This is a genomic window from Insolitispirillum peregrinum, assembly GCF_900156605.1.
In the GTDB taxonomy this organism is placed as follows: Bacteria; Pseudomonadota; Alphaproteobacteria; order Rhodospirillales; family Rhodospirillaceae; genus Insolitispirillum; species Insolitispirillum peregrinum.
In genome coordinates this window covers 24,122-49,939 of the sequence record NZ_FTOA01000006.1, presented here as the reverse complement: position 1 = coordinate 49,939, position 25,818 = coordinate 24,122, and the positions used below count along the sequence as shown (strand labels likewise).

The 25,818-nt window shown below is 62.3% G+C and carries 21 protein-coding genes; 14 read left to right on the top strand and 7 right to left on the bottom strand.

What is annotated here, in order from left to right; translation table 11 throughout:
* The first annotated feature begins 126 nt into the window (after positions 1-126).
* Together BW995_RS15705 and BW995_RS15700 are read left to right on the top strand one after the other, a co-directional pair.
* The gene (locus BW995_RS15705) at positions 127-3,801 is read left to right on the top strand and encodes a hydantoinase B/oxoprolinase family protein (RefSeq protein WP_076401374.1); all 3,675 of its coding nucleotides are present in this window, start codon (positions 127-129) and stop codon (positions 3,799-3,801) included.
* 32 nt (positions 3,802-3,833) lie between these two features.
* On the top strand, positions 3,834-4,403 hold the full coding sequence (locus BW995_RS15700; protein ID WP_084194914.1) for a winged helix DNA-binding protein: 570 nt from the start codon (positions 3,834-3,836) through the stop codon (positions 4,401-4,403).
* Here BW995_RS15700 and BW995_RS15695 read toward each other — a convergent pair.
* A complete protein-coding gene (locus tag BW995_RS15695; RefSeq protein ID WP_084194913.1) occupies positions 4,386-5,294 on the bottom strand; it encodes a DMT family transporter in 909 nt (302 codons plus the stop codon). The genes BW995_RS15700 and BW995_RS15695 overlap by 18 nt on opposite strands.
* A 167-nt stretch (positions 5,295-5,461) precedes the next feature.
* Between BW995_RS15695 and BW995_RS15690 the strand changes: the two genes are divergently transcribed.
* From BW995_RS15690 to BW995_RS15650, 8 genes are all read left to right on the top strand, one after another.
* Positions 5,462-6,703 (top strand): multidrug effflux MFS transporter, encoded by a 1,242-nt coding sequence (locus BW995_RS15690; protein WP_076401372.1) that lies wholly within the window; start codon positions 5,462-5,464, stop codon positions 6,701-6,703.
* 98 nt (positions 6,704-6,801) lie between these two features.
* A complete protein-coding gene (locus BW995_RS15685) occupies positions 6,802-9,399 on the top strand; it encodes a PAS domain-containing sensor histidine kinase (RefSeq protein ID WP_175617100.1) in 2,598 nt (865 codons plus the stop codon).
* Positions 9,400-9,526: 127 nt separating this feature from the next.
* Positions 9,527-10,123: a 50S ribosomal protein L25/general stress protein Ctc gene (locus BW995_RS15680; protein ID WP_076401370.1), complete on the top strand. Its 597-nt coding sequence runs from the start codon at positions 9,527-9,529 to the stop codon at positions 10,121-10,123.
* Positions 10,124-10,125: 2 nt separating this feature from the next.
* Entirely contained in the window at positions 10,126-10,827 is a 702-nt protein-coding gene (pth, locus tag BW995_RS15675; protein WP_076401369.1) for an aminoacyl-tRNA hydrolase, read from the top strand.
* 2 nt (positions 10,828-10,829) lie between these two features.
* A complete protein-coding gene (gene ychF, locus BW995_RS15670; protein ID WP_076401368.1) occupies positions 10,830-11,933 on the top strand; it encodes a redox-regulated ATPase YchF in 1,104 nt (367 codons plus the stop codon).
* A gap of 391 nt (positions 11,934-12,324) precedes the next feature.
* Complete coding sequence (locus BW995_RS20315; RefSeq protein WP_139332960.1) at positions 12,325-13,545, top strand: L,D-transpeptidase family protein; 1,221 nt, start codon at positions 12,325-12,327, stop codon at positions 13,543-13,545.
* Positions 13,546-13,655: 110 nt separating this feature from the next.
* Positions 13,656-14,684 carry a lipid A deacylase LpxR family protein gene (locus BW995_RS15655; protein ID WP_139332959.1) on the top strand — a complete coding sequence of 343 codons (1,029 nt, stop codon included), beginning with the start codon at positions 13,656-13,658 and terminating at the stop codon, positions 14,682-14,684.
* A gap of 230 nt (positions 14,685-14,914) precedes the next feature.
* Positions 14,915-15,421 carry a hypothetical protein gene (locus tag BW995_RS15650; RefSeq protein WP_076401366.1) on the top strand — a complete coding sequence of 169 codons (507 nt, stop codon included), beginning with the start codon at positions 14,915-14,917 and terminating at the stop codon, positions 15,419-15,421.
* A 64-nt stretch (positions 15,422-15,485) separates the two neighbouring features.
* On the opposite strand, the gene BW995_RS15645 is transcribed toward BW995_RS15650, so the two are convergent.
* On the bottom strand, positions 15,486-16,118 hold the full coding sequence (locus tag BW995_RS15645; protein ID WP_076401365.1) for a regulatory protein RecX: 633 nt from the start codon (positions 16,116-16,118) through the stop codon (positions 15,486-15,488).
* A gap of 119 nt (positions 16,119-16,237) precedes the next feature.
* Here BW995_RS15645 and BW995_RS15640 point away from each other — a divergent pair, with 119 nt between their 5' ends.
* The 4 genes from BW995_RS15640 (at position 16,238) to hslO (ending at position 20,783) form a co-directional block, all read left to right on the top strand.
* Positions 16,238-17,068 carry an ABC transporter permease gene (locus tag BW995_RS15640; RefSeq protein WP_084194908.1) on the top strand — a complete coding sequence of 277 codons (831 nt, stop codon included), beginning with the start codon at positions 16,238-16,240 and terminating at the stop codon, positions 17,066-17,068.
* A gap of 160 nt (positions 17,069-17,228) precedes the next feature.
* Positions 17,229-18,416 (top strand): aspartate aminotransferase family protein, encoded by a 1,188-nt coding sequence (locus tag BW995_RS15635; RefSeq protein ID WP_076401364.1) that lies wholly within the window; start codon positions 17,229-17,231, stop codon positions 18,414-18,416.
* An 86-nt stretch (positions 18,417-18,502) separates the two neighbouring features.
* A complete protein-coding gene (gene argF / locus BW995_RS15630; RefSeq protein WP_076401363.1) occupies positions 18,503-19,399 on the top strand; it encodes an ornithine carbamoyltransferase in 897 nt (298 codons plus the stop codon).
* A gap of 403 nt (positions 19,400-19,802) precedes the next feature.
* Complete coding sequence (hslO, locus tag BW995_RS15625; RefSeq protein ID WP_076401362.1) at positions 19,803-20,783, top strand: Hsp33 family molecular chaperone HslO; 981 nt, start codon at positions 19,803-19,805, stop codon at positions 20,781-20,783.
* A gap of 127 nt (positions 20,784-20,910) precedes the next feature.
* On the opposite strand, the gene BW995_RS15620 is transcribed toward hslO, so the two are convergent.
* The 5 genes from BW995_RS15620 to hxsA2 form a co-directional block, all read right to left on the bottom strand.
* On the bottom strand, positions 20,911-22,254 hold the full coding sequence (locus BW995_RS15620; protein ID WP_076401361.1) for an anaerobic C4-dicarboxylate transporter: 1,344 nt from the start codon (positions 22,252-22,254) through the stop codon (positions 20,911-20,913).
* Positions 22,255-22,436: 182 nt separating this feature from the next.
* The gene (hxsC, locus tag BW995_RS15615; RefSeq protein WP_217696115.1) at positions 22,437-23,669 is read right to left on the bottom strand and encodes a His-Xaa-Ser system radical SAM maturase HxsC; all 1,233 of its coding nucleotides are present in this window, start codon (positions 23,667-23,669) and stop codon (positions 22,437-22,439) included.
* Entirely contained in the window at positions 23,573-24,922 is a 1,350-nt protein-coding gene (gene hxsB / locus BW995_RS15610; protein ID WP_245821505.1) for a His-Xaa-Ser system radical SAM maturase HxsB, read from the bottom strand. The genes hxsC and hxsB overlap by 97 nt, the downstream gene beginning before the upstream one ends.
* A 101-nt stretch (positions 24,923-25,023) precedes the next feature.
* A complete protein-coding gene (gene hxsD / locus BW995_RS15605) occupies positions 25,024-25,386 on the bottom strand; it encodes a His-Xaa-Ser system protein HxsD (RefSeq protein WP_175617099.1) in 363 nt (120 codons plus the stop codon).
* On the bottom strand, positions 25,343-25,627 hold the full coding sequence (gene hxsA2, locus BW995_RS21380) for a His-Xaa-Ser repeat protein HxsA2 (RefSeq protein WP_076401357.1): 285 nt from the start codon (positions 25,625-25,627) through the stop codon (positions 25,343-25,345). The genes hxsD and hxsA2 overlap by 44 nt, the downstream gene beginning before the upstream one ends.
* Positions 25,628-25,818 lie beyond the last annotated feature (191 nt).

Here is a 25,818-nt window from a genome sequence, read left to right as displayed (position 1 = left end):
ACATGAATTGCGCACCTGCAGCATACGCCCAAACCCTGTGCAAAAAAACCGTGACACGAAGTTGACAAATTATCAACAAAATACAAACATGGTGTCACACATTCACGCCACCGGAGCCATAGCCCGATGCCTTCCTCCCCGACCAACTCGCCTTACCAGACTGAAAATGCTCAAAGCTCTGCCGGTCGCTGGCAGTTCTGGATCGACCGTGGCGGCACCTTTACCGATGTTATCGGGCAGGCGCCGGATGGCCGTCGCCTGACCCACAAGGTGCTGTCAGAAAACCCTGAACGGTACCGCGATGCCGCCTTGCAGGGGATTCGCGATTTGTTGGGATTGGGGCCAACCGACCCGATCACCGCCGATCAGGTCGAGGTGGTCCGCATGGGGACCACCGTTGCCACCAACGCCTTGCTGGAACGTCAGGGCGACCGCGTGCTGCTGGTGACCACCGCCGGTTTCCGCGATGCCCTGCGCATTGGCTCGCAGCACCGCCCGGACCTGTTTGCCCGTGCCATTGTCCTGCCGGAAATGCTGTACGAGCAGGTGCTGGAAGTGGACGAACGACTCGATGCACAGGGCGAGGTGATCACCCCGATCAACCTCGACAGCGCCCGCGCCGGTCTGCAAGCCGCCCGCGCGCAGGGCATTGATGCCTGTGCCATCGCCCTGATGCATGGCTATCGCAACCCGGTGCATGAAAAGGCGCTGGCCGATCTGGCGCGCGAGGTCGGCTTTGGGCAGGTGTCGGTGTCGCACGAAGTCAGCCCGCTGATGAAGCTGATTGGCCGGGGCGATACCACCGTTGCCGACGCCTACCTCAGCCCGGTGCTGCGCCGCTATGTCGAGCAGGTCGCCGGTGAGCTGAATGATGTGCGCCTGCAGTTCATGATGTCCTCGGGCGGCCTGACCGATGCCCGCCTGTTTCAGGGCAAGGACGCCATTCTGTCCGGCCCGGCTGGCGGGGTGGTCGGGATGGTCCGCACCGCCGCCATGGGCGGGTTCGACAAGCTGATCGGCTTTGACATGGGCGGCACCTCGACCGACGTGTCGCACTATGACGGCGAATACGAACGCGCCTTTGAAACCACCGTCGCCGGGGTGCGCATCCGCGCCCCGATGATGCGCATTCACACCGTCGCCGCTGGCGGTGGCTCGATTCTGGTGTTTGACGGTGCCCGCTTCCGCGTCGGCCCGGAAAGCGCTGGCGCCAATCCCGGCCCGGCCTGCTATCGCCGCGGTGGTCCGCTGACCGTCACCGATGCGAACGTGATGCTCGGACGCCTGCAACCGGCCCACTTCCCGGCAGTGTTCGGTCCGGGTGGCGACCAGCCGCTGGATGCCGAGGTGGTGCGCGCCCGCTTCCACGAGCTGGCCGCCGAAGTCCGCGCCGCCATTGGTCTGGAGGCCACCGCCGAATCGGTTGCCGAAGGTTTCCTGCGCATCGCCGTCGAAAACATGGCCAATGCGATCAAGAAAATCTCGGTCGAGCGCGGCTATGACGTCACCGACTACGTGCTGGTCAGCTTTGGCGGCGCCGGTGGGCAGCACGCCTGCAAGGTGGCCGATGCGTTGGGGATGCGCAAAGTGTTCCTGCATCCGTTTGCCGGGGTGCTGTCGGCCTATGGCATGGGTCTGGCCGATGTGCGGGCGCTGCGGGAAAAGGCGGTCGAAGCGATCCTGACCGCCGACAGCCTGCCGGGCATCGCCGACGTTCTGGCCGCCCTGACCGGCGAAGCGGTGGAAGAACTGCAGACTCAGGGCTTTGACCCGGCAGGCGTGACCGTCTTCCCCCGCGCCCATGTGCGCTATCAGGGCAGCGACAACGCCCTGATTGTCGCCCATGGGTCGCTGCACGACATCAAGAGCGCCTTTGAAGACCAGCACCGCCAGCAGTTCGGCTTCCTGCAACCCGATCGCCCGCTGATCGTCGAAGCGGTGTCGGTCGAAGCGGTGGGCGCTTCGGCGGCAGTGGCCGAGCAGGAAACCGCCCGCCCGGCGGATGCTCCGGCAGAAGCCGAAGTGATCGACAGCGTGTCCCTGTTCACCGAAGGCGAATGGCAGCAGGTGCCGGTCTATGACCGTGACCGGATGCTGCCCGGCGATGTGGTCAGCGGTCCGGCGATCATCCGCGAACGCACCGGCACCAACCTGATTGAACCGGGTTGGCAGGCCAGCTTTACCACCCGCGAGCATCTGGTACTGGAACGGGTGGTGGCCCTGCCGCGTCAGGTGGCGATTGGCACCGGCAAGGGCGACAGCGATGGCGCCGATCCGGTAATGCTGGAAATCTTCAACAACCTGTTCATGTCGATCGCTGAACAGATGGGCGCCACCCTGCAAAACACCGCCCACTCGGTCAACATCAAGGAACGCCTCGACTTCTCGTGCGCCATCTTTGACGCCACCGGCGGTCTGGTCGCCAATGCCCCGCACATGCCGGTCCATCTGGGCAGCATGGGCGAAAGCGTGCGCGCCGTCCTGCGTGCCCGTGGCGACCAGTTGCGCCCCGGCGACAGCTGGGTGCTGAATGCTCCCTACAACGGCGGCACCCACCTGCCCGACATCACCGTGGTGACGCCGGTGTTCACCGATGACGGAGCCGAAATCCTGTTCTTCGTCGCCTCGCGCGGGCATCACGCCGACATCGGCGGGATTACTCCCGGCTCGATGCCCCCGAACAGCGTCACCGTCGATCAGGAAGGCATCCTGATTGACAGCCTGCCGCTGGTGCAGGACGACCGTTTCCTTGATGCGGACATCCGTGCCGTGCTGTCGTCCGGCCCGTGGCCAGCCCGCAACCCGGACCAGAACATCGCCGACCTGAAGGCACAGGTTGCCGCCAACGAAAAGGGCGTGCGGGAACTGCGGCGGATGGTGAGCCATTTCAGCCTGCCGGTGGTCCGCGCCTACATGTCCCATGTGCAGGACAACGCCGAAGAAAGTGTTCGCCGGGTGATTGGCCGCCTGCGCAGCGGCAGCTTTACCTACCCGATGGACAACGGGGCGCAGATCGTGGTGCGCATTGATGTTGATGCGGCAGCACGCTCGGCACGGGTGGACTTCACCGGCACCTCGGCGCAGTTGCCCAACAACTTCAACGCGCCGCTGGCGGTCTGCCGGGCGGCGGTGCTGTACGTCTTCCGCACGCTGGTCGATGACGCCATTCCGATGAACGAAGGCTGCCTGAAGCCGGTTGACCTGATTGTGCCGCAAGGCTCGATGCTCAATCCGGTGGCTCCGGCGGCGGTTGTCGCCGGGAACGTTGAAACCAGTCAGGCGGTGGTGGACAGCCTGTATGGCGCGCTGGGGGTGATGGCCGCCGCACAAGGCACGATGAACAACCTGACCTTCGGCAACGACCGTCACCAGTACTATGAAACCATCTGCGGCGGCTCGGGGGCTGGTGACGGCTTCAACGGCACCGATGCGGTCCATACCCACATGACCAACTCCCGCCTGACCGACCCGGAAGTGCTGGAATGGCGGTTCCCGGTCCGGCTGGAAGATTTCCGCATTCGTCCGGACTCGGGCGGGGCGGGCAAGTGGCGGGGCGGTCATGGCACCCTGCGCCGCCTGCGCTTTCTGGAACCGATGACCGCCGCCATCCTGTCCAACCACCGGATCGTGCCACCCTATGGCATGGCTGGCGGCCAGCCGGGGGCGTTGGGACAGACCTGGGTCGAGCGGATTTCCGGCGAACGGGTTGATCTGGCCTCGACCGCCTCGATCGAAATGCAGGCCGGGGACCAAATCATCGTTGCAACGCCCGGCGGAGGCGGGTACGGAAAGATCGAGTAATCCGCACACCTGATAAGGGTACAGGAGACGGCATGAGCGACGAACAGACAGGCAAGACCCCGAACACCAGCGAGCCAAAGGCCGCAACCGGCAGCGGGCGACGCATCGTGGCGTCCACCCATCTGGTCAGCGAGCGGGCGGCCGAGCTGTCGGAGTTTGAATTTGGCCTGATCATCGCCGGGCATGCTTTCAATCGCTGGATGGTCCGCTGCATGTCAGCAGCGGGCTACCCGGACCTGAACCCGATGGACGTGATCATCCTGCACACCGTCAACAACAAGGCGCGGGACAAGAAACTGGCCGACATCTGTTTCGTGCTGAATGTCGAAGACACCCACGTCGTCAATTACGCCCTGAAACGACTGGAAGAACGCGGTCTGGTCATTCGGACCAAAAAGGGCAAGGAAGTGTTTTTCCTCGCCACCGACGCAGGCCGCGACGCCTGTATGCGTTATCGTGCCGTGCGCGAGGAATGCCTGATCGAAGCCTGTGTGGCGATGGGCATCGACCTGAAGGCGGTCGGTGCCCTGTCCGGTCAGTTGCGTGCCCTGTCCGGCCTGTACGGTCAGGGGGCCCGCGCCGCCTCAGTCCTTTACGAGTAAGACAGGACGGCGGGCCTGCACCATCCCCAGCAGCGTATTGCCTGCCACCGCCGCAATGATCAGTGCCCCGCCCAGCAGGGCGCGCACTGACGGGGCTTCGGACAGCACCAGCCAGGCCCACAACGGCCCCAGCACGGTTTCAATCAGCGACAGCAACGCCACTTCGGCTGCCGGAGCATAGCGCGCCCCGGCCATGAACAGGGTCAGGGCCAGCGGCAGGTAAACAAAGCCCTGAAATCCCAGCAACATCATGTCATGGGTCGGCAAGGACCAGGTGCTGACAAACGGCAGGGCAATCAGCGCGGTCATCCCTTCGGACAGCATCAGGGAGGCGGTCATGTCGCGGTTGCCCGCCTTGCGCAGCACCACCAGATTCAGCCCGAAGGCCAGCGCCGCGCCCAGCGCCGCCATGTCGCCATGCAGGCTGTCACCGCCCAGCCGCAGGGAATCGGACACAATCACCCCGATCCCGCCCAGCCCGAGCGCAATTGCGCCCCATGTCCGGGGCTGCACGGCTTCGCGGATGAACAGCAGGCCGCAGATCGCGCTCCACAGCGGCATCGAGGCCATGAACACCAGCGTATTGGCCACGCTGGTATGAACCATCGCATCGACAAACAGCAGGTTCGAGGCGGTCAGCGTCAAAACCGACAGCAGCCCCACCCGTCCCAATCCGGCAATCATTCCCCACAGGCGTTGGCGATAGAGCGCCAACAGAACGACGAACAGCGTCACCCCGATCCCCAGGCAGCGCCAGAACAGGGTTTCCCACAGGCCGGCCTGCCGGATCATGTGCAGCAGCATCCCGTCCGGGCTGATGATCAGCATCCCCAGACCGGACAACAGCAATCCCCACAGCGGGCGGGGCAACGAGGCAAACAGGGACATCATGGCACCCGGCGGCAACAAGAGAAAACAACAGGGAAAATCGTCAGTGCAGGGGATGGACAGCCGACAGAAAGCGACGCACGTTTACAGACGCAACTGTCCTTCATCCAAAAAGAAACAGTCGATGTTGCCCCGGTGACGGCATCATGTCTGTAGCAGGAAACCTTGTCATGGTCCATGACCAGCCCGCCCCCGATTCTCCCGAGCCTGCCTCTTCCAGTCCCCGCCCCGGTCTGCGCTTTCTGGCCCCGCTGGTGATCGTTACCGCCAGCGGCCCGGTATCGATGCAGATGATCCTGCCTGCCCTGCCCGCCATCGGGGAGCATTTTTCCGTCGGCCCGGCGATGACCCACATGCTGGTCAGTCTGGCGCTGATCGCCTTTGGCAGTTCAATGCTGGTGTGGGGGCCGCTGTCCGACCGCTATGGCCGTCGCCTGCCGCTGATTGGCGGGACCGTGCTGTTTGCCGCCGGGGCGGGGCTGTGTCTGGTCGCCCCAACCATGGAACTGCTGATCGCAGGCCGCGTGCTGGGGGCCGCCGGGGCGGCGTCCGGGATGGTGCTGACCCGCGCCATGGTGCGCGACATCTATCCATCAGAGCAGGTGTCCAGCGCCATGAGCCAGCTGACCATGGGGCAAATCGTCCCTCCGATGCTGGCCCCGGCCCTTGGCGGGCTGCTGACCGACCGCTTCGGCTGGCACTGGAACTTTGTGGTGCTGGTGGCACTGGGCCTGCTCGCCCTGCTGCTGGCGTGGCGGTTGCCGGAAACCAACCACGCCCGGGCGCAAGGAGCCGCCAGTGCCGGTCTGCTGTCGTCCTTCAGCCATCTGTTGCGCCTGCCGCGCTTTAACGGCTACGCCTTTTTTGGCGCGGCGGTGATGATGGCATACTTCGCCTTTCTGGCCGGTGCACCAGAGGTCGCCATGGAACAGATGCACATGACGCCCTCGACCTATGGCATGGCCTATATCGCCCTGTCGCTGGCGTTCATGAGCGGCAACATGCTGTCTGCCCGCCTGTCGCCCCGAATGGGCATTGACCGGATGATCCTGCTGGGCGGCGGACTGGCCGCGGTCAGCACGGTCGTCGGCCTGCTGGTGCTGATCGTCATCAGCACCGCTGGTGGTTCGCCGTGGCTGCTGTTTGTCACCGGTTCAGTGATGGCCTTTGGCAACGGTGCCAGCCTGAACAATTCCCAGGCCGGAGGGATGGCCGTCGAACCGCGCATGGCCGGAGCCGCCGCCGGGCTTGGTGGGTTCATCCAGATGCTGTGCGGGGCACTGGCCACCCAGAGTCTGGGGATCATCCACAACGGCACCCCCTATCCGCTGTTCCTGATGATGGCCATCTCGTGCGTTCTGTCGCTGGTGATTTTCGCCGGATGTCAGCGTCTGGTCGCTCGTTCGGCCTGATCAACCAGCAGTTTACCGCCTGCAACGGGACCGCTTTGTCAGCCACGCAGCCCCTGAGGCAATTGCCCTCACCGGGGAATAGTGTAGGCTCTGAACAAATGACTTCCAGTCCGCAGGCGGTATTCTTTTATATGACCAGACAAACCCGTGTCAGGACCGATGACCAGGACACCCTGAAGCGTATGGCCCGCGCCCTCGGGCTGGTGTTTACCCTGCTGGCTGCAGGCATCATTGCCGGCTTTGCCCTCAACAGCCTGTATGTCATGGAAAGCAACGAGCTGGCCCGCCAGGCCACCGTCGCCGCCCAGCATCATCACCAGACCCAGCAACTGGTCAACTGGGCGCAGGTAATCGAGAATGAACCCGAAGGCCAGACCCGACAGGACGCCCGCATCCGCTTTGCCGAACGCCTGCAGCAGATCCAGCGCAGTTACCGCCTGCTGGTTGATGGCGATCCAGCCCTGGACATCCCGCCGGTTCCCGAAGGCGTGCGCCAGTACTTTTACGGGCCTATCGACAGTTACGACGCCCTGCTGAAACAGTTTCTCAGCGAGGCCGAACAGTACCTGCTGGCCCATGGCCCTGCGGTCGAAACGCCACCGGATGTCGCTGATCATCACATGATCTCGACCTGGAGCATCGGCCCGCTGGCCAACAGCCAGCAGCGGATCACCGAAGCCCTGCAGGACCATGCCGCCAAGGCTTTTCACCGCCTGTGGCTGTCCCAGACCATCATCCTGACCCTGACCCTGTTGCTGCTGGCCTTTGCCGGTCTTTATCTGCTGCGCAACCTGCTGCTGAAAAGTGCCCAGGTGGTGCGCGAACACCTCAGTGCGCAGCGCCGCCTGATGGCAATCATCGACAGCGTGGAAGACGGCATCATCGAGGTCAATCCCGATGGCAGCCTGATTTTCGCCAACCGCAGCGCCGCCCTGACCCTGGGGCAAAGCAGTGATCAGCTCACCCAGTCCACCCTGCAAAGCTTTACCCGCCTGTCCGGCAGTGACGGGGTGCACATTGGCGTCGCGCTGGAACGGATGGAACGGGCCACCGCCGCCGCCATTCTGCTGACCCGCCCGGATGGTACCTGTTTCCGCGCCGCCCTGACCCTGACCCCGATCGAAGGCCAGTCACGGGCGATCATCACCGTGCGGGACATCACCCGCCACCTGCACCGCGAAGAGCGGTTGCGCAAGCTGTCCCATGCCGTCGAACACAGCCCGGCACCGGTCATCATCACCGATTTCACCGGGGTGATCGAATACGTCAACCCGGCCTTTACCACCGTTTCCGGCTGGACCTCCCGCGAGGTGATCGGCCATTCGCCGCGCATGATCAGTTCGGGCGCGCAGGAACGCGATGTTTATCATGCGATGTGGAACGATCTGAAAGCCGGCAAGTCCTGGCGCGGGGAATTCCGCAACCGGCGCAAGGATGGTGCCTCCTATTGGGTCCGTTCATCCATTGCCCCGATCATGGATGACAGCGGCAGCATTTCGCATTTTGTCGCCGTGCAGGAAGACGTCACCGTCGAGCGGCAGGCCTTGCAGGATCTGGAAGACAGCCGCCGCCGCCTGCGCGAAGCCATCGACTCACTGCCGCAGGGCTTTGCCATTTATAACGCTGACGAAACACTGCTGATGTGCAATGACGCCTATCGCGCCCTGTACGGTGCCGGTGTCGGGTCCGTTTACGAAGGTGAGCGTTTTGTCACCATCATCCGCGCCGGCATTGACCATCAGGTATACGCACTGACACCCGAACAAAAGGAAGACTTTCTTGCCCAGCGGCTGGAGCTGTTCCGTCAGGGCGGTGAACGGGAAATCGAGCTGAAAAGCGGGCGCTGGGTGCTGGCATCGGAAACCATCACCCCCAGCGGAGCCCATGTCTGCCTGCGCACCGACATCAGCGACATCAAGCGCATCCAGACCGAGCTGGAATCAGCCCGCCGCCACGCCGACGAAGCCAACACCGCCAAAAGCCAGTTCCTGTCCTCGATGAGCCATGAACTGCGCACACCGCTGAATGCCATCCTCGGCTTTGCCCAGCTGTTGCAGATGAACCGCAAGACGCCGCTGACCGAACGGCAGGGCGATCAGGTGCAACAAATTCTGCGTGCCGGGCAACACCTGCTGAGCCTGATTGACGAAATCCTTGATCTGGCAAAGATCGAAGCTGGGAAAATCCCGCTGCACATGGCACCGGTCGATGTCGCCACCATGGCCCGTGACTGTCAGGACCTGATCCAGCCCGCCGCCGACTCCGCCAACCTGACCATGACCGTTACCGCTCCGTCCGGGGTGTGGGTGTTTGCCGACCATACCCGCCTGAAACAGATTCTGCTCAACCTGCTGTCCAATGCCGTCAAGTACAACACCCCCGACGGCAAGCTGTGGCTCAACATTGCCCCCAGCCTCGCCCCGCCCGAGGGCAAGAGCGGCCCGTGGATCGTCTTTTCCGTGTCCGACACCGGCCTTGGCATCCCCGAAGAGATGCGCAACCAGTTGTTCCAGCCGTTTAGCCGTCTGGGCCGCGATACCTCGATGGTCGAGGGAACCGGCATCGGCCTCGCCCTGACCAGACAACTGGTCGAGCTGATGGGCGGTGAACTGACCGTCAGCCATCTGCCCGGCGGCGGCACCTGTTTCAGCTTTGCCTTGCCACAAACCGACGGTGCAACGCAAATTACCCTGTGATCAGGCCGTCGCGGACGGTTGCCAAAACGGGGGTTTCCGTGTAAATGACCACCTTCCCCGCATCGGGCGGGGGTTCGGCGTCGGCACCCCTGGAGGCCGCCGCCGTTTTTCTACGGAGATTCCAAAGATGACCGAAGTGATCACCTTCACCGTTCAGAAGCGTGACCGGGCAGGTAAGGGGGCAGCTCGCGCGATCCGCCGTCAGGGCCTGGTCCCGGGTGTGATTTACGGGGACAAGCAGACTCCCGTGATGTTTGCGATGGACCCGCGTCCGCTGCTCGCCGCCCTCAACAAGCCGGGCTTCTACACCCACCAGTACGACGTGGTGGTTGATGGCGAAGCCTTCCGTTGCATGGCTCAGGACGTGCAGTTCGGCGTCGTGTCCGATGCCCCGATCCACGTTGACTTCCTGCGCGTTGGCAAGAACACCGTCGTCACCACCGCCGTGCCGGTGCACTTCGACAACCAGGACACCTGCCCGGGCCTGAAGCATGGCGGCGTGCTGAACATCGTCCGTCACGAAGTCGAAGTTCACGCCAAGCCGGATGACGTGCCGGAACAGCTGGTGGTCGATCTGGCCGCTGCCGAGCTGAACGACACCATTCACTTCTCGGCCATCACCCTGCCGGCCGGCGTGACCCCGGTGATCACCGACCGCGATTTCACCATCGCGACCATCATTGCTCCGTCGGGCCTGAAGTCCGATGAGGCGCAAGGGGAATAACAATGTTTCTGGTGGTTGGTCTCGGCAATCCGGGTTCGGAATACGCCGCTAACCGCCATAACATTGGATTCATGGCGGTGGACGAACTCGTCCGCCGCCATTCCTTTGGGACGTGGCGGAACAAGTATCAGGGCGAACTGGCCGATGGCGAGGTTGGCGGCGAACGCCTGCTGGCGCTGAAGCCTATGACTTACATGAACAAGTCAGGGCAATCGGTCGGCGAGGTCTGCCGGTTTTTCAAAATTCCGCCCGAACGGGTAATCGTGCTGCACGATGAACTCGAACTCCCCCCCGGCAAGCTGCGGGTGAAGGTTGGCGGCGGTCATGCCGGGCATAACGGCCTGCGCGACATCGACGCCCACATCGGCAACAGCTATTGCCGGATTCGTCTGGGGATCGGACGTCCCCACGACAAGGCTCTGGTCCACAAATGGGTGCTGTCCGACTTTGGCAAGGCCGACCAGACGTGGATGGAACCGTTCCTAGACGCCGTTGCGCGTCATTTCCCCCTGCTGCTGCGCGGGGATCAGGGCGGCTTCATGAACAAGGTCACGCTGGCCACCCAGCCGCCAAAGCCGAAAAAAGACGCCCAGCCAAAACATGACGCCCCCAAGGCTGAGGGCGAAGCAAAACAGCCAAAGAACTCTTCTGCGTCCGCCAGACTGAAGTCTGACGAGGATGCAGACCAGCGGAAGGATGGATAACGATGGGTTTCAACTGCGGTATCGTCGGCTTGCCAAACGTCGGCAAGTCCACCCTGTTCAACGCCCTGACCTCGACGGCGGCCGCCCAGGCTGCGAATTTCCCCTTCTGCACCATCGAGCCGAACGTTGGCCGGGTGGCGGTGCCGGATGCGCGTCTGGACATGCTGGCGCAAATCGCCGGGTCCAAGACCATCATCCCGACCCAGCTTGAATTCGTTGACATTGCCGGTCTGGTGCGCGGTGCATCCAAGGGCGAAGGTCTGGGCAACCAGTTCCTTGCCAATATCCGCGAAGTGGACGCCATCGTCCATGTGCTGCGCTGCTTTGAAGACGACAACATCACCCACGTCGATGACAGCGTTGACCCGCTGCGCGATGCCGAGACCATCGAAACCGAACTGATGCTGGCCGATCTGGAAAGCCTGGAAAAGCGCATCGTGCCGATTTCGAAAAAGGCCAAGTCGGGGGAAAAGGACGCCAAGGAACAGATGGCGGTGATGGAGCCGGTGCTGGAAGCCCTGCGCAGCGGCAAGCCCGCCCGCACGTTCGTACCGTCGAACGCCGACGAGCGTCGCGTGTACGGCATGCTGCAGCTGCTGACCTCCAAGCCGGTGCTGTACGCCTGCAACGTCGATGAGGCCTCGGCGGCCACCGGCAACGACCTGTCGGCCAAGGTTGCGGCGATGGCCGCCGCTCAGGGCAACTCGTCGGTGATCATCTCGGCGGCCATCGAGTCCGAAGTCGCCCAGCTTGACGACCCGGAAGAAAAGGCTGAATTCCTCGCCACCCTCGGTCTGGAAGAAACCGGCCTGTCGCGGGTGATCCGCACCGGTCACGAGCTGCTCGGCCTGCTGACCTTCTTTACCGTCGGCCCCAAGGAAGCCCGGGCGTGGACCGTGCGCAAGGGTGCCAAAGCCCCCGAAGCCGCTGGCGTGATCCACACCGACTTTGAACGCGGCTTCATCCGCGCCGAAACCATCGCCTACCCCGATTTCGTCGCCTGCAAGGGCGAAGTCGGTGCCAAGGAAGCGGGCAAAATGCGCTCGGAAGGCAAGGAATACCTGGTTCAGGACGGGGACGTGTTCCACTTCCTGTTCAACGTGTAACAAGGGGGGCAGCCCCCTGACCCACAAGGGCGAGGCCTCTCACGCAAGCGTGATGGAGCCTCCCCTTTTTTGCATGTCTCGCGCGGTTTGCTGCACCGCCGTTCCATGCTAGGGTCCATGAAACTTTGGTAACGGGACACTCTGGGGACAACCGGGTACACACGACCCGGCGGCGTATGCGGGAGCAAGGGGAAAACGGCGATGGACGGGAGTCATACCCATAAGCATGCCCATGATCACGGACATGCCCACAGCCATAGCCATGTTCACCGCCACAGCGATGGCCACGAACACAGCCACGAGCATACTCACGTCCACGAACACGCCCACATCCATCAACACTCTCATCCTCACCAGCACCCCCCCGGGGGCGGGAACGCCGATCACGATCATGAGCACGATGACATCCGCCACGCGATCAAACCGCATGACCACCGCCATTCAGCCGACGCCGTCCATGACGGCCTCGCAGGGGAGCCGGACCACGGGCATCACCATGGCTAAAACGCTGAAAAGCCTGGCCCTGACCGTGGCCGCTGCCGCTCTGCTCAGCGCCTGCGCCGGGGGTGAACCGCCGCCGGCCACCGGTGGGAACGGTGTCAACGCTGCCGCCGGAGCCCTGTCCCCGGCGCAGGCCGCCAAAATGCCGACCGCCAGACCGGCGTCGCAGGTTGCCACCCAGCCGCAGGACCCGGCCAAAACCGAACAGGCCAAAACCGACGCCAAGGCCGGTCAGGCCGTTGCCGCCGCCCCGGCGCAAGAGTCCGAGCGCAAGCCGACCGAAGTGATCCCGCAGCCCGATCTGGGCGAAGGTCTGTTCAGCACCTATGAAGTCAAAAAGGGTGACGACCTGCTGGAAATCGCCCGCGCCAAAAGCCTGGGCTATCTGGAGCTGAAGGCCGCCAACCCGGAAGTGGACCCCTGGCTACCGATTCCCGGCCACAAGATCCGCATCCCGTCGGTGCACCTGCTGGCGGCCAAAATCGATACCGGGGTGATGATCAACCTCGCCCAGATGCGCCTGTACCGCTTTGAAAAGGGTGTCATGGTTGACACCTATCCGCTGGGTATTGGCCGCGAAGGTCTGGAAACCCCGGTTGGTACCACCACCGTGCTGCGCAAGACCAAGGACCCCAGCTGGTACCCGACCGCCCGTATGCGCCGTGAAAAGCCGGAACTGCCCGCCGTTATCGGCCCCGGCCCGGACAACCCGCTGGGCAACCGCGCCATCTATCTGGGCTGGGACCTGTACCGTATCCATGGCACCAACATTCCGTGGGGCGTTGGTCGCCGCACCTCGTCAGGCTGCCTGCGCATGTACCCGGAAAACGTCGAGGCCCTGTACGAACACGTCAACGCGGGCACCAACGTCAAGGTGGTCAACGACCGCGTGATCGTCGAATGGCGTGAAGGCCGCCTGTGGCTGGAAGCTCACCCGACCAACGAAGGCTGGGATGCGCTGGAATACAACGAGCCGATGCCGGACATGCCGCTGACCACCGACATGGTGGCAATGATCACCCATGCCGTCCCCGAAGGCACCAAAATTGACTGGAACAAGGTCAACAAGGCGGTGAAGGAACTGCGCGGCTATCCGGTCCCGGTGACCTAGACCAGCGGGTCTGCCGCTCAGATGAAATCGTGTCGTTACGGGGGGTTGCAGCGCAGCCCCCCGCGATGCATTTCAGGGGCTGCCCGCAACCACAGGAGCGTACCCTGTCGATGCCCGATCTTCGTTTGTCTGCCAGCCTGTCCGCCTGCCTGCTGTGTCTGGGGCTGCTGAGCAGTCCGGTGGCCATTGCCCAAACCGCCACGGCAGAGCGCCCCCTTGACGCCCTTGGCAGTTACAGCCTGCAGGTCGAAAACGATCTGGTCAGCGGAACCGACCGCCATTACACCAACGGCCTGCGTGCCTCGTGGCTGTCCGGGGAAGATCAGGCCCCGGACTGGATGGTACAGGCCGGATCTGCCATCCCGTTCATGGCAACCGAAGGCCGCAATCGCTGGGGGCTGTCACTGGGCCATTCCCTGTTTACCCCCAGCGACACCCAGCGCACCACCGCCTCACCGGGGGATCGCCCCTATACCGGCTGGCTGTATGGCGGGGCGACCCTGATGTCCGACACCGGCAGCCGCCTCGACACACTGGAACTGCTGGTCGGCATGGTCGGCCCCTCGGCCCATGGCGAAACAGTGCAGAATGACTGGCACCGCCTGATTGGTGTGGAAACCGCCAAGGGCTGGGATGCCTATCACCTGCAGGATGAGGTCGGTGCCGTCCTGACCTATGAACGCAAATGGCGGGCATGGAGCAACGCAGACCCCGATACCGGTGTTGGCATCGACCTGACGCCGCATCTGGGAGCCTCGCTGGGAACCATCCTGACCGAAGCCAGCGCCGGAGCAACCCTGCGACTGGGGCAAAACATGCCCCATGACTACGGTCCGCCGCGCATCCGCCCCGGCCTGTCCGGCACCACCTTTTTTGTCCCCCAAAGCGGCTTTGGCTGGTATCTGTTCAGTGGCATCGCCGGACGGGCGGTGGCGCGGAACATCTTTCTGGATGGCAATACCTTTCGCGACAGCCCCGGCGTTGATAAACGGCCACTGGTCGGAGACCTGCAGGCTGGTCTGGCTGTTACCATTGATGACTGGCGAATCGCCTATACCCAGGTCTGGCGCAGCCGTGAATTCGAAGGTCAGGACAGCGCCGACCGCTTTGGCTCGCTCAGTGTCAGCGTCCGTTTCTGAGCGGGAAGGGCGTTCCTCACCCCAATAGAGAGAGGGTCGTAACGGATCTTCTCCTTTTTCCCTGATTTCCCCCCTTTGAGGCGCTCCGCAGCCATGGTAGCTTTCGGCCATATCCGGCAGATGGACATTTCCGAACCGCGCTAAGCAGTCGCGGCAATGGCATGCATCCCGCCGGTTTCCTTATGCAGTCAGTCTCCGAGCCAGTCGGCTCGCAGTTCAGGGATGTACCTATGAGCTACCAGAAGAAGGGTCAGCGCCTGTCGGTGTGGGCGCGCGGTTTTGCTGGCGCTTTAGCGCTTGCGGCAGTATCGGTGACCTCGGTGCCGGGCGAAGCCTTTGCCAAGGGCCCCAGCCGTTGCGCCAACAAGACCGAAGCCAGCGCCCTGCACATGCGCTCGCTGCAAAACCACCTGATGGTTGCCGCCCTGTCCTGTGACAAGCGGAACGAATACGATGCCTTCGTCACCCGCTTCAACAAGACGCTGAGCAACAGCGGCAAGACCATGAAGCAGTATTTCCAGGGGGCCTGGGGCAAAAGCTCGAGCAGCCAGCTCGACAACTATGTGACCTACATCGCCAACCGCGTTTCGGTCCAGAGCCTCGACAACCGCGTCAGCTTCTGCAACGCCGCCAACGACATCATCCAGCATGTGATGAAGCTCGATGACGCCGGGCTGGCCAGCTACAGCGCCACCCTGCCGAAGGAAAACACCGAAGCGCCGCAGGTCTGCCTGTAAGCTTTGATGTCGTGATGTGATGCACAGCCCCCGGCGGGAGACCCCTGCCGGGGGCTGTGTCGTTTCAGTCCACACCTTCCGCCCAGTCCTCGGCCTGTTCCGGTGTCTCGGCATCGATCACCTGCCGGGCAATGTCCAGATCAAAGCCTTGCCGGGCCAGCGCCGCCAGATCACGCTCCCGCCGCTCGACACGGCCCTCCCCGTCTCCGCGCCATGGCCCCAGACGGCGGCGGCGAGCATAGGCAACGGCGGCCATCCGGTCCGACTGGCGGGCATCGTCAAAGCCCTGCTCTTCCCCCAACCGGTCCAGCGCAGCGTCGATATCGTCCGCTGCCACCCCTTTCTGTGCCAGCTTTTGCCGGATGGTGCGGGTGGCGGTGCCGCGGGCATTCAGGCTGCGGGCGCGGGCCTCGGCAAAGGCGCCATCGTTCAGCCATCCTTGCTTCTGCAAGCTGTCGAGCACCGCCTCGATCCACCCGGCCACCTCGTCGGCATCACCGCCATGGGCCTGCAGGGACCGCCACGCCTTGCGCTCCAGCACCTGCCGCAGCCCGGTGCGCGAAGTGGCAAAGCGGCCCAGATGGTACAGCGCCGCATTCATCAGCGACGTCTTGCTGACCTTGCGCACCGGTTTGGCACCGGATCGCGGTGCCGGGGCGGCCTTCCGCTCGGGGGGCAACAACTCGTCGTCAGACATCGGGGCAACTCCTCGCAAGGGGCGGAATAAAGTCAGGAGGCAGCAGGGTGGGGTTGCCAGATGCGCCCCCGCTCCCTACCTTTCGCTACGTTTCTTTGCCAGAGCAGGATGAGTGCATCATGGATCGTTCCCCCACCGCCCCAGCCCCGCAACCGATCGGGCTGATGCCGCCCCGCCAGATGGGGGCCGTCAACTGGCGCGGCCTGTGGGAGCTGTATCTTAAGGAAGTCCGCCGGTTCGTCAAAGTCTGGCTCCAGACCATTGCCGCCCCGATGGTGACCTCGCTGCTGTTTCTGGCCATTTTTGCCCTGTCGCTGGGCGATGCCGTCCATACGGCGGGCGGCGTCAGCTTTCTGGAGTTTCTCGCCCCCGGCCTGATCATGATGACCATGGTGCAGAACGCCTTTGCCAACACCTCGTCTTCGGTGATCATCTCCAAGGTGCAGGGCAACATCGTGGACGTGCTGATGCCGCCGATCAGCCCCGGTGAACTGACCGTCGCCTATGCGCTGGGGGGCGTCACCCGTGGGGTGGTGGTCGGGATTGCCGTGGCCCTCGGGATGATTTTCTTTGTCCCCCTGCACGCCGCACACCCGCTGTACATCCTGTTCCATGCCATCGGCGCATCGCTGATGCTGTCGGTGCTGGGGGTGCTGGCCGGGGTGTGGTCAGAGAAATTCGACCACATGGCGGCGTTTACCAACTTTATCGTCACCCCGCTGTCGTTCCTGTCCGGCACCTTTTATTCCCTTGACCGCCTGCCGCCTGATTTTCAGGCCTTTGCCCACTTCAACCCGTTCTTTTACATGATCGACGGCTTCCGCTATGGCTTCATCGCCCACCCCGACGCCCTGCCGCTGACCGGGCTGGCGGTGGTCGGCATTACCGACGTGGTGCTGCTGGTGGCCTGCTGGCTGCTGGTCCGGTCAGGCTACAAACTGAAAAACTGATCACACTATCGGGTAAAACACCCTCTGACCCGCCGTTCCCTACCCGCACTGATTGACAAGGGCGCACGCACCCCCAATAATCCTCGGCTTTCCGGGCGGAGTCTTATCAGGTCTCAGGCGTGCTCCGCCCCTTTTCGACAGCGAAGGACGTTGGAGAACGATGACCATTCCCGTTGTGATGCCAACCTATGCTCGGTATGACCTCGCCTTCGAGCGGGGCGAAGGCGCTTGGCTGTACACGGTGGATGGCCGACGATTCCTCGACTTTGGCTCGGGGATTGCGGTGACCGCGCTGGGTCATGCCCACCCGAAGCTGGTCAAGGCGTTGCAGGATCAGGCCGCCAAGGTCTGGCATACCTCGAACCTGTACCACATCCCCGGCCAGAAGCGCGTTGCCGAACTGCTGGTCGCCAATTCGTTTGCCGATACGGTGTTCTTCTGCAACTCGGGGGCCGAGGCCAACGAAGGCGCGATCAAGATGTCGCGCAAGTTCCACCAGAGCCGGGGCAGCGACCGCTACCGGACCATGGTCTGCGTCAATGCCTTCCATGGCCGGACGCTGGCGACCATCGCCGCCGGTGGTCAGGCCAAGCACCTGAGCGGTTTTGCCCCGATGGTGCAGGGCTTTGACCATGTGCCGTTCGGCAACCTGAACGAAGCCCGCGCCGCCATCACCGGCGAAACCGCCGCCATTCTGGTCGAACCGGTGCAGGGCGAAGGCGGCATCACCGCCGCCAGCGCCGACTATCTGCGCGGTCTGCGCCAGATGGCCGACGAATTCGGCCTGCTGCTGATGTTTGACGAAGTGCAGACCGGCATTGGCCGCACCGGCAAGCTGTATGCCCACCAGTGGGCCGACATCACCCCCGACATTGTGACCACCGCCAAGGGGCTGGGCGGCGGCTTCCCGGTCGGGGCCATTCTGGCCACCGAGCAGGCCGCCAGCGCCATGGCCGCCGGTACCCACGGCACCACCTACGGCGGCAACCCGCTGGCGATGGCCTGCGCCGAAGCGGTGCTGACCGAAGTCCTGTCAGCTGGCTTCCTCGATGGCGTCAATGCCACCGCCCACACCCTGTGGGACGGCCTGCGCGCGCTGGCCAACCGCTATCCGACAGTGATTTCCGACGTGCGCGGCATGGGCCTGATGATCGGCTTGAAAGCCGTTGCCGACGGCGGCAATGGTGTGCTGGTCAAGGAACTGATGGAGCGCGGCATGTTGACGGTGCCTGCCGGTGACAACGTGGTGCGCCTGCTGCCGCCGCTGATCGTCGGGGAGGCTGAAATCACGCTGGCCCTGCAAACGCTGGATGCCGCCTGTGCGGCCATTGCCCAAGGAACGGCATAACGGGGAGGCTGGCCCGTCCCCCGGGCCAGCCCATGCCGCCTTGCTACAAGAAAGGCGTTTTCCCCGCCGGGAGAACGGTAGATACAATGAGCATTCGTCATTTTCTCGATCTGGACCGGTTCGACGGCGCCACGCTGCGGACCATCCTCGATATTGCCAAGGATTTGAAGGCCAACGGCGGCGCTCCGCTGCCCGGCAAGCAGTTGGCGATGATCTTTGAAAAGCCTTCGACCCGTACCCGCGTCTCGTTCGAAGTCGGCATGCGCCAGCTGGGCGGCAACGTCATCGTGCTGACCGCCGCCGAATGCCAGTTCGGCCATGGGGAAACCATCGGCGATACCGCCCGCGTCCTGTCGCGCTTTGTCGATGCGATCATGATCCGCACCGACTTCCCCAGCAAGATGGAAGAGCTGGCCGCCGCCGCCACCGTGCCGGTGATCAATGGGCTGACCCACGAAACCCATCCGTGCCAGATCATGGCCGACATCATGACCTTTGAAGAACACCGGGGCCCGATCGCTGGCAAGACCGTCCTGTGGTCCGGTGATGGCAACAACGTCTGCCATTCGTGGATTCAGGCCGCCGCCCTGTTCGGCTTTGAAATGCGCATTGCCTCCCCCGCCGACCTGCAGCCCAGCGCCGCTGTCGTCGAATGGGCACGGGCGCAAGGCGCGACCATCGTTCTCGGCGACAACGCACAAGACCTGGCCAAGGGCGCCGATTGCGTGGTGACCGATTGCTGGGTGTCGATGGGCTTTGAAGAAGGCGACCGCCACGCCCAGCTCCGCCCCTATCAGGTCAACGAAAGCCTGATGGCGCTGACCAACCCGGACTCGCTGTTCATGCACTGCCTGCCCGCCCACCGTGGCGAGGAAGTGGTCAACGAAGTGATCGACGGGCCGCATTCAGTGGTGTGGGACGAAGCCGAAAACCGTCTGCATGTGCAGAAGGGGATTCTGGCCTGGTGCCTGAACGCCGTCTAGACCAGCGTGCCTGCGTCGGATCACAGTACACGACAAACAGAAAACAGGATCATGGAGCGCTGCTCCAAACCTCGCTGGGGCCAGTAGGCCCCAGACCCCATTAATTCGATATTCAAAGGAAAAGTGGGGGTTTGGGGGCATCGCCTCCAAACGGGTATGGGCGGTAGCCCATTCTCTTGCACGGACTGTTGTGTACTGTGGAATCAGATTTAACGCACACTGGCCTGAGTGTTCCGCCATCCCATCGCCCGTCTCAAGCCAGCAGCGTTCCGTTGCTGGCTTGATTTTTTACCGGGAACAGCCTATCTCCCCCACTCTGTGCCTGTTCCGTGATCATCGACAGGCTTCCCCCCGTTTCACACGCAAAGCCTTCCGGGTTTGCTTCGGAATAAAGACACGCACCATGGCCTCTTCCGACACCTCCGCCGCCGTTTCCCTGCTGTCAGACCAGTGCCTGACCTTCCTGTTGCACAACGGAACGGTGCGCGGTCGTCTGGTCCGCCTTGACCGGGCGCTGGCCGAGATTCTCGACCGTCACGCCTACCCGGCACCGGTGGCGCGGCTGGTGGCCGAAACCGCCACCCTGGCAGTGGTGCTGGCCTTTGCGATGAAGTTCGATGGCGTGTTCACCCTGCAGGCGCAGGGCGATGGCCCGGTGCGGATGCTGGTGGCCGACGTGACCTCGGACGGCGATCTGCGCGCCTATGCCAGCTTTGACGCCGACGCGGTGGCGGCGCTGGAGCATCGCAGCAGCCATCAGGACGCCCGCTCGGGCATGTCCGAAGCCAGCCTGCAGCATTTGCTGGGGGCCGGGACGCTGGTGTTCACCGTCGATCTGGCGGGCACCATGGCCGGGGCGAACAACCGCTATCAGGGCATTGTACCGATGGAAGACGCCACCTTGTCCGAGTGCATCCACCGCTATTTCCGCCAGTCGGAACAGCTGGAGACTGCCGTCAAGGTCACTACGGCTCCGCAGGCAGGCAGTGATACCGCCTGGCGTGCTGGCGCGGTGATGCTGCAACGGATGCCGCGCACCCCGGACGAGCACCGCACCGACGAAGAACTGGACGAGCTGTGGCGGACGGCGGTGGTTCTGCTGGGCAGCCTGACCAATGCCGAATTGCTGAACCCGGAACTGGCCGATGGCGAGCTGTTGTACCGCCTGTTCCATCAGGAAGAGCTGACCGTTGCCAGCGAACAGCGCGGCCTGCACTTCGGTTGCCGCTGCTCGCGCGAGCGGGTGGAAACCACCCTGCGCAACTTTGCCGCCGAAGACCGCGCCGACATGGTGCAGGACGATGGCACCATCAGTGTGCAGTGCCAGTTCTGCTCGACCGAGTACGTCTTTACCCCCGCCGAGCTGGGGCATCTGCATAGCTGATACGACAGGCAGGAAACAGGGATGTGGAGCACTGCTCCACACCTCGCCGGGGCCTTGAGGCCCCGGCCCCCGTTACTTTTGTTTGAGCGGCAGCCCGCCCCTGTGACACAACCGTCACGTCCGGCGGTTAAATCAGACCAGTCATCTTCGCCAGCACCATACCGATCAGGCACGAGGTCGCAACGCCAATCAGGCCCGGCAGGATGAAGCTGTGGTTGATCACGTACTTGCCGATATGGGTCGTGCCAGAACGGTCGAACTGGATCGCCGCCAGATCACTGGGATAGGTCGGCAGGATGTAATAGCCATAGGACGCAGCAGCATAGGCAAGGATATAGCCCGGTGGTACCCCAATGGCCAAACCGACCGGCACCATCGCGGTGATGGCTGCGGCCTGCGAGTTGACCAGTTTGGAAACCATCAGCAGCACCACGGCGTAAGCCCACGGATGAGCCTTGACGAATTCGGTCAGAATGGCCTTGAGTTCGGGCAGGTGGGCTTCGAACACCGTATCAGCCATCCAGGCGATGCCAAAGACAGCGACCACCGCGATCATGCCAGCGCGAAACACCTCTGACTTTCCGATCGTTGACGGATCGGTTTTGGTCAGGATGGTGATCAGCGAACCAGCCAGCAGCATGAACATCTGGATCGTCAGGACCATCGACATCGGCTTGCCGTCAAAGGCCGGACGCAGGGATGGAAAGGCACCAAGCAGCGCCACCACCGCGATGGCACCAAGGAAGATCCACATCGCAATCCATTGATCACGGTGCAGGCTTTTGTCCATCAGGGTCGCCGCAGTGCCATAGATGGCTTCGCGCTGAACCGGGTCGGCGATACGGCTCTGGAATTCGGGGTCCTTGTCGAGATCCTTGCCCCGGAACCAGCTAAAGATGCCGATCATCAGCACGCCCGTCAGGGTTGACGGAATGGTGATCGACAGGACCTGAACAAAGTCGATCACATGACCATTCCCCATCGGAGCCTTGGCCAGAAAAGCAACCAGCGAGACGACCGCCACCGAAACGGGACTCGCCAGAATGCCCATCTGGGCAGAGACTGATGCTGCCGCCATCGGACGTTCGGGCCGAATATCGTTCTTGATCGCCACATCATAGATGATTGGCAGCATGGTGTAGACCACGTGACCAGTGCCACACAGAATGGTCAGCAGGCAGGTGGTGAAAGGCGCAAGGATCGACACATACTTCGGATTGCGCCGCAGCAGCTTTTCAGCGCCGATCAACATCACTTCAAGGCCGCCTGAAGCCTGCAGCGTCGCCGAGGCAGCGACCACCGCCACGATCGTCAACATCACATCGACTGGCGGCTTTCCCGGTGCCAGACCGAAAACAAAGGCCATGATGACGATGCCGATGCCACCAAGCAGGCCGAGTGCGACACCGCCTTTTCGGGCACCGTAGAACAGACAGGTCAGGATGACTGCTACCTGGAGCAAGATGTCCATCACAACCCCCTAAAATAATGTAATTCTAATTATTAAGAAGGGAAGCCACACGCACGCCCGGCATACTTGAGGATACTCGAATGGAATTCCCCTTCTTTTTTCAAGGATACCAACTTATCACTGATTTGGCACTATCTCAGTGAGCCATACCTGTGACAAACCAGATCAGGGGAGCAAACCGCTTACAAAAAGGGGCGCAAGGAAGGACTATAGCGATAGCGCGCCCCGGAGGAGAAAAAGCCTCCGCAATCCTGCCGCCGTGTGCAGGCCGCACATTCGGCCACATATTCATTTTTCCAGTCAGAAATCGACTTTACCGAATATTGCGCCGCCATCTCGCCCAGCAAGCACAGTGGGTGGTTGTAAATGCGCACTGGAACCTGGTAATCCCGCAGGAGGGCAACAGCGTTTTCCAGAGTGGGCCTATAGTCTGCCGGATCAATCCAGACCTGATCAAGATTGGCACGGGCAAAGCCTGTGACCTCCAACCCCATCAGAGCCACCTGATCAATGAATTGCAGGTTGCGTGCGATGAACTGTGCCAGCGCCGGCAGGCCCTCTATGGTTTGACGGTGCAGGACGACACGCACTTCGACGCGCTGCCCCCGCTCTTTCAGAGCCAGAATACCCCGCACGGTTTGGTCAAAGGCCCCGCGAGCTTGCACAATGTAGTCATGCTGCGCAGGATCAGCAGCATACAGGGGAATCCCGACCATCAAATCAGGGTGCTGGATCGCAGCATAAGCGTCAGAAAAGGCGGGGTCGGCAAAACCTCTGCCATTGCTGAGAAGGTGTACCGCCGTGGTCGGCAACCTCGCCCGGGTCAAGGCCAACAGATCAATCAGCCGCTGCCCCAGCAAGGCTGGTTCCCCGCCCGTGAACCCCAGCACCGGGGCCGACGGCGGTATCATGCGCACCAAATCCATCGCTTCGGCCACGAGCCAATGGTCCTCGATATTCTTTGGCGGCTGGGAACACATCACGCAGTTGTTGTCGCAACGCTCGGTGAGCAAGACGGCATTGTGCGGTGAATTCTGCCGCCAAAGCGTGCGGATCCGCCCGGCATTCACAGAAATGATGTCGCCCTCTGCCAGATAGGCAAAGTCGGGAGGAAGATGCAACCAGTGTGCGCAAGGGGGAATGCCCTGCTGTTCCGGCGGGAGAATGTACGCCCCAAAGCCTTGCGGCAGCGGCCCGTTGCCCCGCTGCAGGAACGCCATTTTCTCACGCAGCACAACAGGCAGGGCCGGATTGCTGGTCAGTTTCCACAGGGTCCGTTCGGCTGAACCGCCCCATGCCAGCGCTTTGCCGTTCAGGGTTAGCATGAGAGGGCCCATCGACGAAAAAGAGCCGCAACAAAGGGGTCTTCCATCGCCTTGACGAAAATGCGCGTCATGCCCTTCATCCGCTGGCAAAAGCCCGACTCTGCCTTGCGCCCCAAGGGGTCGCCATGGCGGGCGTGGTGATAGACGGGGTCTGCACCACACCACGGCTCACAGGCGCAATCAGCGCACATCGGGGCCGACAAGGTAAAACTGTCCTCAAGGGCAGAGAGCAATGCCGGAGCAGAAAATATCTCGTCATAACCATGCTCGTGCACCGAGCCAAGGCGGAAGGTGTCATCCCCCATTTCCATCAGCATGCGGCTTTCATCACTGGCGAACACGCCCCCATCGTAATTGAAAACGATGGCCGCAATACCAGCCCCCGACGGGTTCATCAGATCGACATAGCCGGGATCATGACAGCTGAACATCTTGCGCAGAATGATGGCGGCATGCTGTTCGGTAAAACGGACCCCGGACCGGTTCAGGTCGATGATGTACGTCAACGTTTCTTCGTAAAACTCCAGCCAACGCGCAGTGTCATAGCCTTGATAGCTTTGGGTTTTCAGGGCAAAGCCATAGGGCGAGAGATGTCGCAGGAAAATGCCGTGGAAGCCCAGCCTGAGATATTCGTCAACAATCCCGGGCCCGCGCTGCAGGCTGGCCGCCGTGGTGGTCATCAACGCCGAGACGGCCTCGGGGCCAAGCACGTCCCGTGCCTTTTCCAGACCCGCGACAAAACGCGCATGGCTGTCTGCGCCCGGACGTGGACGATTGGCATTGTGCAGATCCTCCGGCCCGTCCAGAGACGCCGACAGAAAGATCCGGTGTTCGCGGCAAAAGGCCAGGGTATCGTCACTGATCAGCGACAAAGTCGTGGTAATGACAAACTGGATATCGCGTTTATGCTGCCTGTTCCGCTCTGTTATCGAGAGAACCACATAGCGGATCAGATCAAAATTCAAAAGCGGCTCGCCGCCCTGAAACTCGACCTTCAAGGCCTGATTGGGCGAACGAAAGAGCAGGTCAATCGCACGGTCCGCCGTTTCGCGGCTCATGTCAAAACTGGCGCGGTCAGCCGACTGGCGGGAAACCTGACAATAGCGGCAGGCGTGATCACAGCGCAGGGTGACCACGAACAGGTGCAGGCTGGTGAAATCCCGCAGCCGCGCATAGCGCGTGCGCAGTTTCAGGGCCAATAGCTCCAGAGCCGCCCGATCCTCTGGCTGGCGCAGAAAGTGATTGGCGCGCAGTCTGGAAAACAGTGCGCCAGAACGATCGAGATCGCCATTCACCAGTGTCGTCAGATCGGCCGAAGAAACCGTCAAGGCCTCTCCGGCCATATTGCTGAGCAAAACCCGCTCGTCATCAAGCCGTTCAAAACGAAACGGCAGAAGTTCGTATCTTCCGGATGGTAAATAGTCCTCAGCAGGCAGAAACCGGGTCATTTCTGCAAGCCACTACGGGAAAACGTATAGGCCAGAATGAGGTTCCGCACAGGCTCCGTGACCTCCCGGATGCGTGCACGGAGCATCTGATCGGTGACTTCACGCAGAAAGTCTGCCCGTGCGACCAACAGACTGTCGCTGTTTGTACCCTCGGTGACTGGGTACAACGTGCACTGAATGGTGCTGCCTTCGATGGCCACCTGAATGGCAAGCCGGTCACTCAGCCGGTAGGCGGCCTGATGGACAGCCCACAGGTCATAGACCTGCGCATCCAGGGTAACGCTCAGGCCATTGCCTTCGGCCATCTCTGCACCCTTACCGGCTGCTGTAATGCGATGAATGCGAACCATGTGAGACATGCGAGGCATGGCTCCGGTGCGACGCAAAGAGCATGCCGTCATTCCCGGATGGCCGCAGGACAAAATCCATCAAATCACCTTTGCCATCGGGAACCTGAAAGATGTGCTCCACCGCTGACGCAGGGCCGCTAAGGGCTGCGGTTTCAACCGGCGCGGCCTTTTCCTCCGGCGCGATGGCTGCCTGAGCCGTTGCGGAAAAGCTGGCTGCGATGGCTGCAAAAGATCCCAGGAAACGCTTCATTTATGGCTCGCCCCTTCATGTCCCATGTGGTGTGGTTGTACAGCATACGACATGAATAAAACATATGAGAAATATTTCATAAAAATACAACTAAAAATATTACACAGCCATGAGTGGCAGGACATAAAAAAAGGGCAGACGGTTGTCTGCCCTTGCGTGAGGCCAACACTCCGGCCTCGACGAGATGCGGA

What these genes read in the sequence shown, in the direction of transcription:
- BW995_RS15705 (WP_076401374.1), top strand. Translation starts at nt 127, where the DNA reads ATGCCTTCCTCCCCGACCAACTCGCCTTACCAGACTGAAAATGCTCAA.
- BW995_RS15700 (WP_084194914.1), top strand. Translation starts at nt 3,834, where the DNA reads ATGAGCGACGAACAGACAGGCAAGACCCCGAACACCAGCGAGCCAAAG.
- BW995_RS15695 (WP_084194913.1), bottom strand. Translation starts at nt 5,294, where the DNA reads ATGATGTCCCTGTTTGCCTCGTTGCCCCGCCCGCTGTGGGGATTGCTG.
- BW995_RS15690 (WP_076401372.1), top strand. Translation starts at nt 5,462, where the DNA reads ATGGTCCATGACCAGCCCGCCCCCGATTCTCCCGAGCCTGCCTCTTCC.
- BW995_RS15685 (WP_175617100.1), top strand. Translation starts at nt 6,802, where the DNA reads ATGACTTCCAGTCCGCAGGCGGTATTCTTTTATATGACCAGACAAACC.
- BW995_RS15680 (WP_076401370.1), top strand. Translation starts at nt 9,527, where the DNA reads ATGACCGAAGTGATCACCTTCACCGTTCAGAAGCGTGACCGGGCAGGT.
- pth (WP_076401369.1), top strand. Translation starts at nt 10,126, where the DNA reads ATGTTTCTGGTGGTTGGTCTCGGCAATCCGGGTTCGGAATACGCCGCT.
- ychF (WP_076401368.1), top strand. Translation starts at nt 10,830, where the DNA reads ATGGGTTTCAACTGCGGTATCGTCGGCTTGCCAAACGTCGGCAAGTCC.
- BW995_RS20315 (WP_139332960.1), top strand. Translation starts at nt 12,325, where the DNA reads ATGAGCACGATGACATCCGCCACGCGATCAAACCGCATGACCACCGCC.
- BW995_RS15655 (WP_139332959.1), top strand. Translation starts at nt 13,656, where the DNA reads ATGCCCGATCTTCGTTTGTCTGCCAGCCTGTCCGCCTGCCTGCTGTGT.
- BW995_RS15650 (WP_076401366.1), top strand. Translation starts at nt 14,915, where the DNA reads ATGAGCTACCAGAAGAAGGGTCAGCGCCTGTCGGTGTGGGCGCGCGGT.
- BW995_RS15645 (WP_076401365.1), bottom strand. Translation starts at nt 16,118, where the DNA reads ATGTCTGACGACGAGTTGTTGCCCCCCGAGCGGAAGGCCGCCCCGGCA.
- BW995_RS15640 (WP_084194908.1), top strand. Translation starts at nt 16,238, where the DNA reads ATGGATCGTTCCCCCACCGCCCCAGCCCCGCAACCGATCGGGCTGATG.
- BW995_RS15635 (WP_076401364.1), top strand. Translation starts at nt 17,229, where the DNA reads ATGACCATTCCCGTTGTGATGCCAACCTATGCTCGGTATGACCTCGCC.
- argF (WP_076401363.1), top strand. Translation starts at nt 18,503, where the DNA reads ATGAGCATTCGTCATTTTCTCGATCTGGACCGGTTCGACGGCGCCACG.
- hslO (WP_076401362.1), top strand. Translation starts at nt 19,803, where the DNA reads ATGGCCTCTTCCGACACCTCCGCCGCCGTTTCCCTGCTGTCAGACCAG.
- BW995_RS15620 (WP_076401361.1), bottom strand. Translation starts at nt 22,254, where the DNA reads ATGGACATCTTGCTCCAGGTAGCAGTCATCCTGACCTGTCTGTTCTAC.
- hxsB (WP_245821505.1), bottom strand. Translation starts at nt 24,922, where the DNA reads ATGGCCGGAGAGGCCTTGACGGTTTCTTCGGCCGATCTGACGACACTG.
- hxsD (WP_175617099.1), bottom strand. Translation starts at nt 25,386, where the DNA reads ATGTCTCACATGGTTCGCATTCATCGCATTACAGCAGCCGGTAAGGGT.
- hxsA2 (WP_076401357.1), bottom strand. Translation starts at nt 25,627, where the DNA reads ATGAAGCGTTTCCTGGGATCTTTTGCAGCCATCGCAGCCAGCTTTTCC.